General features: G+C 71.0%; 8 protein-coding genes. 6 read left to right on the top strand and 2 right to left on the bottom strand.

All coding sequences use genetic code 11. The features are described from left to right. The 4 genes from ABZ641_RS22310 to ABZ641_RS22295 all read left to right on the top strand — a co-directional run. Positions 1-503: hypothetical protein (locus ABZ641_RS22310; protein ID WP_359984240.1), on the top strand; the 503-nt coding region annotated here is incomplete at its 5' end. Positions 504-537: 34 nt separating this feature from the next. After that, positions 538-1,050, top strand: coding sequence for a hypothetical protein (locus tag ABZ641_RS22305; RefSeq protein ID WP_359984238.1), 513 nt, complete (start codon positions 538-540; stop codon positions 1,048-1,050). 615 nt (positions 1,051-1,665) lie between these two features. Beyond that, complete coding sequence (locus ABZ641_RS22300) at positions 1,666-2,109, top strand: ATP-binding protein (RefSeq protein WP_359984236.1); 444 nt, start codon at positions 1,666-1,668, stop codon at positions 2,107-2,109. Positions 2,110-2,249: 140 nt separating this feature from the next. After that, positions 2,250-2,927, top strand: a complete 678-nt coding sequence (locus tag ABZ641_RS22295) for a helix-turn-helix domain-containing protein (protein WP_359984233.1) — start codon at positions 2,250-2,252, stop codon at positions 2,925-2,927. Positions 2,928-3,456: 529 nt separating this feature from the next. On the opposite strand, the gene ABZ641_RS22290 is transcribed toward ABZ641_RS22295, so the two are convergent. After that, a complete protein-coding gene (locus tag ABZ641_RS22290) occupies positions 3,457-4,380 on the bottom strand; it encodes a zinc-binding dehydrogenase (RefSeq protein WP_359984231.1) in 924 nt (307 codons plus the stop codon). An 89-nt stretch (positions 4,381-4,469) separates the two neighbouring features. On the opposite strand from ABZ641_RS22290, the gene ABZ641_RS22285 reads away from it, so the two are divergent. Together ABZ641_RS22285 and ABZ641_RS22280 are read left to right on the top strand one after the other, a co-directional pair. After that, positions 4,470-4,913 (top strand): MarR family winged helix-turn-helix transcriptional regulator, encoded by a 444-nt coding sequence (locus ABZ641_RS22285; protein WP_359984228.1) that lies wholly within the window; start codon positions 4,470-4,472, stop codon positions 4,911-4,913. Between the two features lie 539 nt (positions 4,914-5,452). After that, positions 5,453-5,677 (top strand): hypothetical protein, encoded by a 225-nt coding sequence (locus ABZ641_RS22280; protein WP_359984225.1) that lies wholly within the window; start codon positions 5,453-5,455, stop codon positions 5,675-5,677. Positions 5,678-6,211: 534 nt separating this feature from the next. Here ABZ641_RS22280 and ABZ641_RS22275 read toward each other — a convergent pair. Beyond that, on the bottom strand, positions 6,212-6,585 hold a 374-nt coding region (locus tag ABZ641_RS22275), incomplete at its 5' end, for an ATP-binding domain-containing protein (protein ID WP_359984222.1).

The following is a 6,585-nucleotide window of genomic DNA, read 5'->3' as shown; positions in this document are numbered from 1 at the left end:
CTCGGGTGGCAGCCCCGACTGTCGGCGCAGATGTACAGGACGACCTCGTGAGCCTGCGCTTCGAGATGGTCTTCTCCTGCTTTCTGCGGGATGACACGCCGGAGCCAGTCCTGGACACCCTCCGCTGGCACATGGGACTGTGCACCGACCGCGACCGCACGCCAGCCGGTGAGGCCGGTGAGGCCGGTGAGCATCCCCATCCTCTGCTGACGCCGGCCTCGGACGACCACACATATCTGGCCGGCGGCGAGTTCGCCCGCATGCTGCGCCAGTCCCGCGGCTCCCGGCATGCCCGGGGGCTGTTCGTCCTGGTGGTCTGGCTGGACGACCTGGACGACATGCTGGAGGGGCTCGCACCCATCCTCGAACTTCTGGCGCCGCACGTCGACGAGCCGGGTTATGGCGGCTACTTCCGCGAGGAATTCGACGTCATGCCCTCCATCTTCATGTTCCACGGCGGTGGGGCGTATGACGTGACCGGGCCGGATCGGATACCGACATGAGCTCCGATAGCCTTTGCCCGTGGCTGGTGCTTCGTTGCGATTCCTGATCGATGCCGATCACGGGCAGTTCTACGTCCAAGACCTTGAGCCGTACGACGCCTGGATGGACGAGCACGCCACAGATCCGGACCTGCCGCCGGCAGGCTGGACTCGCGAGGCAGTCCACATCCATCGCATCGGGGTCGAACCCCACTCGATCTCCGTCGGAACAGCCCGCGACGACCTCGTCGAGTCACTGATCACCCTTCACATGTCCGTACCCGTGGTGGAGCCGACGGCGGAACACGTCGTCGAGGCCGACCTCCACGTATTGTCGGGCGTCCTCACGGTGTCCAGCCCGGGAGTTGACCCGGCCGACGGACCGAGCCTGGTCGTGCCGACCGGGCTACTACGCGCCCGGGTCTCCTACGTCCCGTCCCGGCCGCCGGTCGTCGACACCAACGGCGGCCCCGGTGACCACTTCCTCTACCGGATCGACCTCTGGCCGACAGACCGGGCCTCCGACCTTCTCGTCATGAGGCAAGGGCCCAGTCCATGGGCAGGGTAGGTCTTCTGCTGCCATCCGGACGCCCGTCGTTCCCGTGACAAGACGCGCACACTGCGGGTGCCCTCGGCGGGCATCCGGCGAGGCTGTTCGTCCTGGATTCGTGAGTGGTGCAGGGCACCGGCGAGAGCCTCGTTGCTTTCCTCGGCTGCCTGATCTCTTTCGCATCACCGTCCCAGCCCCGGTGGCCGTTGCCGGTGGACCGGCGGCGTATGCGGCGGCCCCTCGCTCTGTCTCGCCCTCCGCTGCCGGATGGATGGAGCAACCGCCGATTTGCGGAGGGAGTGGACGCTCCACACATTGTGCCCGCTGCTCGCCGTGCCTGGAGGCCTTTATGTGCGAGGTGCAGCAGGTAGTGGACGAAGGATTCAGAAGTGTCCGTAGGCCTCACGCGGGGATGCCAAGGATTCACCGCGAACCGCAACCGTGGTCCGGCGCCGTACGTCCTTCGCGGTACAGCGATGTGCGTGACCAGTGCCAGCCACTCCCCGGCCGTTGAGGCGTCGGGCCCGACCGGCCCGCCGATTCTCCGGACATCCGAGCCGGCCCCTGACGGGAAGCGGTTGTCCCTGCCTCACCTCGCGGAACACCGACTCGTGCGTTCACCGCGAACGGGAGATGGCCGACATGACTTCCACACGATCAACCGAGGCTGTAACCCGTAGCGGTCAGGCGAGCGCAATCGGCGAAAAGGCGGTCTGCACGCTGGCCGCTTCCGCGGAGGCCGCGCCGAAGTTCCGCAGCTTCGTCCGGGCAGCGGGCACCCGCTGGAACCTCCCCGGAGAGGCCGAGGACGCCCTGATGGTCATCGCCAGCGAACTGGCGACCAATTCCTATCTGCACAGCGGCAGTGCCGATGTGTGGTTGATGCTCCGCAACGGGCCGGAATTCATCGAAATCGAAGTCGCGGACCAGGGCAGCTGGAAGCGTTCCGGTTGCGGGAGCCGGTCCCGATTCGCCACCCACGGCCGCGGCCTGGGGATCATCGACGCCTACGCTGCGAGTGTCAGCATCCAACGCGGCCTGGCGGGCACCCGTACGGTGGCGCGTGTCACGAAGTAGCTCGCCCCCACGGCGGGAACAGCGCCCGGTCGGATGCGCGTGTCTGTCGAGGCATGGGGGGCGCCTGCTCTGCCGGACAGGGATCGCCGCTCGGCTGGCATGCGGTACGCCGTCGCCGTCGGCAGCACACCGCCGGGCCGATGGCGCTTGCCGAGGTCACCACGGAGCCCGAGCTGCTGCCCGCCTCCCTGGTCGCCGAGACCGCCGGCCTGACGCCGGAAGACGCGGAGAAGCCATGGCGTCTCCTGGCCCGCGGGCCGGTCGACGAGGCGGCGGCGGACGTGTGGCGGCACACCTCCGACTGCGTCGACCGTCTCCTCGACAACCCGCCCTCCGCGGCCGGCCCCCTGCCGGCCGGTACCGCCGCCCGCCTGGTGGCCACCACCGCCCTCACCGTCTTCCCGACCACCCTCATGACCGGCGACGACGCACCCACCGACGGCGCGGACGCCACCCCCGACACCGTGCACCGCGCCGTGGCGTTCATCGAGGCCAACGCCGGCCGGGACATCGGCCTGGCGCAGATCGTCGCGGCCGCGTGTGTCACGCCACGGGCGCTGCAGTACGCGTTCCGCCGGCATCTGGACACCACCCCGCTCGCCCACCTGCGCCGGGTGCGCCTGGATGCCGCGCACGCCGAGTTGCCGGCCGCCGACCCGCGCACCGCCACGGTCACGGAGATCGCGGTGCGGCGGGGGTTCGCCCACCCCGGCCACTTCGCCGCGCACTACCGCGGCGCCTACCGGACCTTGCCCAGCACCACCCTCAACCAGCACCCTGACCGCTCATGGGCTCTGCCGGGTGCGGTCGCGCCCTGATGCTGACGGGCTTCCGGAGGCCAGCCACGCCCGCGGTCACCACCCCGGATTCCCGCATCGGTGTGGCCCGGCCGCGCGGGGGACGGCCGGGTCGCCCGACATCCTGGCCCGCGCTGTGCAGCGCTGCGGAGCGTCGTCCGAGGCCCGTCGCGTCGTGAGCGGATTCGGCGCGGGCCGGGGGACACGGATTCGAACCGACGGGGCAGGCGGGGCCGCGAACGTTGACCCGCGTCCGGAGGTTCATGGGCTTGGCGATGGTGCTGCTGGTGGTTCAAGTGGGCATCTCGGCGGACTCCACCATCGTGCGTGCTCATCGGCACGCGGACGGGGCTCGAACCGACCCGCCGCCGGTACCGGCAGCATGAAAGGGGGACAGGCGCCGAAACGCCAGGACGAACCGCCGTGGCGGAGTCCGGTCCGCCGCTCGGCGGAAGTGGTGCACGAGGCGAGGGGCTGGGCCGGCCATCCGGCTCGCCAGATCACCCAGCCCATGCCCTGAACCAACATCACATGATCGGCCGGGCGGCTACTACGGGACAAGGACCACCTTGCCGAGGTTGCGGCGCTGCTCGACGAGCGTGTGGGCTCGGGCGGCGTCGACGAGGGGGATCTCCTCGTGCACGGTGGTGCGCAAGATGCCCGCGTCGCGCATCTGCCAGAGCTCGCGCAGCCAGCGGTCGTAGAGTTCGGGCTTGCCGACGGCGATGGCGCGCATCTGGAAGCCGATCATCGAGGCGCCGCGGACCAGGAGTTCGTACGCCTCGACCGTGCCGCCGCCGGAGCTGTAGGCGACCAGTCGGCCGCCCGTCGCGAGGGCCCGCACAGCGGGGCCGAGAAGGTCACCGCCGACACCGTCGAGGATCACGTCGTACGGGGCGCCCCAGTCGGCGTCCTCGTAGAGCACGACCTCGTCGGCGCCCAGCCCTCGGACGAAGTCGGCCTTGTCGGCGCTGCTGACGGCGGCGACCACGCGTGCCGCCCCGCCGGCCTTGGCGTACTGGAGGGCCAGCGTGCCCACACCGCTGGCCGCCGCCGTGACCAGCACCGACTCGCCGGGCCCTGTGCGCGCGGCCTCGTAGGCACCGCGCGCCACCAGTCCGCTGCGGACCAGCGCGACCGCCTCCACGGCAGTCGCGCCGTCCGGAATCGGGGAAGCCATGGCGGTGTCCAGGACCGCGAACTCGGCGTAGGCGTCCGCGAAGCACAGCCCGGTGACGCGGTCCCCCACGCTGAAGGGGGTGACTCCGGCACCCAGGGCGACGACCTTCCCGGCGACCTCGCCTCCGAACGGGACCGGCTTGCCGCCCTCCCGAACCTTGCGCACGGTGGGCAGGGTCACCCCGACCGCCTCGACCCGGATCAGAACCTCCCCGACACCTGCCTCGGGTCGGTCGACCTCCTCGACGAACAGCACTTCCGGCCCACCGTTGACCTCATGGCGAATGCGCAGCACAGGACCTCCCCCGATCCGAACTCATTGGGCATCCCAACGATAGGGCGCATGTCATTGGGAAGTCCAACGACTTTGGATAGGGTGAGCCCATGACCACGGAGCTCCAGCGCATCCAGGGCCTGCCCACGTGGCTCATCGGCCGTGTCGCGGCCCGAGGCCGGGGCATGGTCGCCGACGCGATCGCGGTGGAAGGGCTGAAGCTGATGCACCATGCGGTGCTGGCCGCCACCGCCGAGTACGGACCCGTCACCCAGGCCGACCTGGGCCGCCGACTGGCCGTCGATCCCAAGGACATGGTCGGCATCCTCAACCACCTCCAGAAGCAGGGCCTCGTCCTGCGTTCCCCCGACCTCTCCGACCGCCGCAAGAACGCCGTCACCGTCACCCCGGAGGGCGCAGCCGTCCTCTCCCGCTGCGGCACCCTGGCCGAAGCCGCCAACGCCGAACTGCTGGCACCACTCACCCAGGACGAGCAGGAACAACTGGTCGCCCTGCTGAACCGGCTCCACACAGCAACGGAGAGCCTGGACTGATCCCACATGATCGACGGGCAGCCCCTGGTGACGTGAGGCGGAGATTCGCCGGTAGTGGAGCTTCTCGGCAGTCAGTCCGCGAACCACCGCTCGACACCGCGACCGTTCCCTCACCTGCCCGTCACCGCGGTCCGAGGGCCTCCGCTGTCCGTGGAGAGAGGGCGACGAGGGCGCCGGCGACCCACCCGATCATCCGCGCCCCGGAGGAAGGCGCGGACACCGTCGTGCGGCTCGGCGCCGCACCCGAGGCCATGCACTCCACCGGCCTGCTGTGGCACGACCGCCGCCCCCGCCCCGCCACCTACGCGCTCGGCGCCGGATCCGACAGCGACGCCGCCCGCCAGGAGCTGCGGGGCCACCTCACCGACCTGGCACCGGCGTCGGATCGTGACCGGCCGGCTCCACGGCCCTGTACGGGGAACCGATCGTGGTGACGTACCGGCCGACCTCGGCCAGAAGCAGCGTGCACCCGGCCGGGCAGGTGTCTCACCTTCCGCACGGCACTGCCATGGAGACGGGCACGAGCGAAGGGAGTACCTGTGAAGATCACTGCCAAGATTGCCCTCGGGCTGGCGGTTGTCGTCGGGTACGTCCTCGGACGACTGAAGAAGGGGCGGTGGGCGCTCGCCGTTGCGGGGTACCTGGCCGGACGGCGTCTCGATCCGCGGGAGCTCGTCTGCGAAGGCTTGCAGAAGTCGGGGGAGACGCTGCCCCAGCTCGCCTGGCTCGCTGGGCAGCGCCTGTCCGATGAGAGCACGTGCTGAACCTCAACGGCGTGCGGCACCCGATCGCTCTGCTCCGAGCGGTGACTCGCCGATCGTCCGCACGCTGCTGTCGAGTACGGGCGTGCCAGGCCGCTGCCCGTGTGCTCGGCCGCCACCGCCGTACGGCAACAGGGGCTACCACGCACCAAGGGGAGGCCCGGCGTTGTCCCGGGCGCACGGCAGTCCCCGATCCCTGACCGTCTCCCCGCCGTTCGGGCCGGGTCCGAGCTGCGTGACGGTCGCGGGGCGGCGGAGGGAAGCGTGACCTCACCGACGCCCCACGCCGAACCGTTGCGTCGCAGACTCCGGGGGAGGGTTCACGAACCGTCCGGCCGGGTGGTCATGCTGCCCCGGAACGTCCGGGTCGAGCAGCGCCCCGACCGTCCGCCAGGTGGCGGGGCGGGGCGTACCCCACCCGCCCCGCCACCCACCCCCGGTGCCGTGGCCCGAGCGTCATTCCGCTGCAGCAGCTCGGGTCCCGAGGCATGAACGACGGCCGAGCACCCGAGTGGTGTTCGGCGACCCCCCGTTCCGTCAGGTCGTGGTCGGCGCCTGCTCCTCCAGCTCCAGGCCTTCCGGCAGGGCCGCACTGTGCACCACGCCCAGCCGCTGCGTGGCGCGGGTCAGGGCGACGTAGAGCTCCGCGCGGCCGAAGTCGGCCGGTTCGACCACCAGCACGCTGTCGAACTCCAGGCCCTTCGCCTGCGTCGGCGAGAGCAGGACCAGCGGGCGGGCGAGGTCCGGCTCGGGCCCGGAGTCGGCGCCCGGCAGTGCCGCCGCCAGGTCGCCGAGCAGATGCTTCGGCGCCACCACGGCCAGCCGCCCGCCCGCGCCGTCCGCCGGGACGGTCGCGGCCAGGTAGATCAACGCGTTGTAGCCCGTCCAGCGCCAGGTGACGATCGCGGAGA

The sequence above is a fragment of the Kitasatospora sp. NPDC007106 genome (genome assembly GCF_040634455.1).
GTDB classification, from domain to species: Bacteria; Actinomycetota; Actinomycetes; order Streptomycetales; family Streptomycetaceae; genus Kitasatospora; species Kitasatospora arboriphila.
The sequence above is the reverse complement of the archived record's forward strand: the minus strand, read 5'-3'. Positions and strand labels throughout refer to the sequence as shown.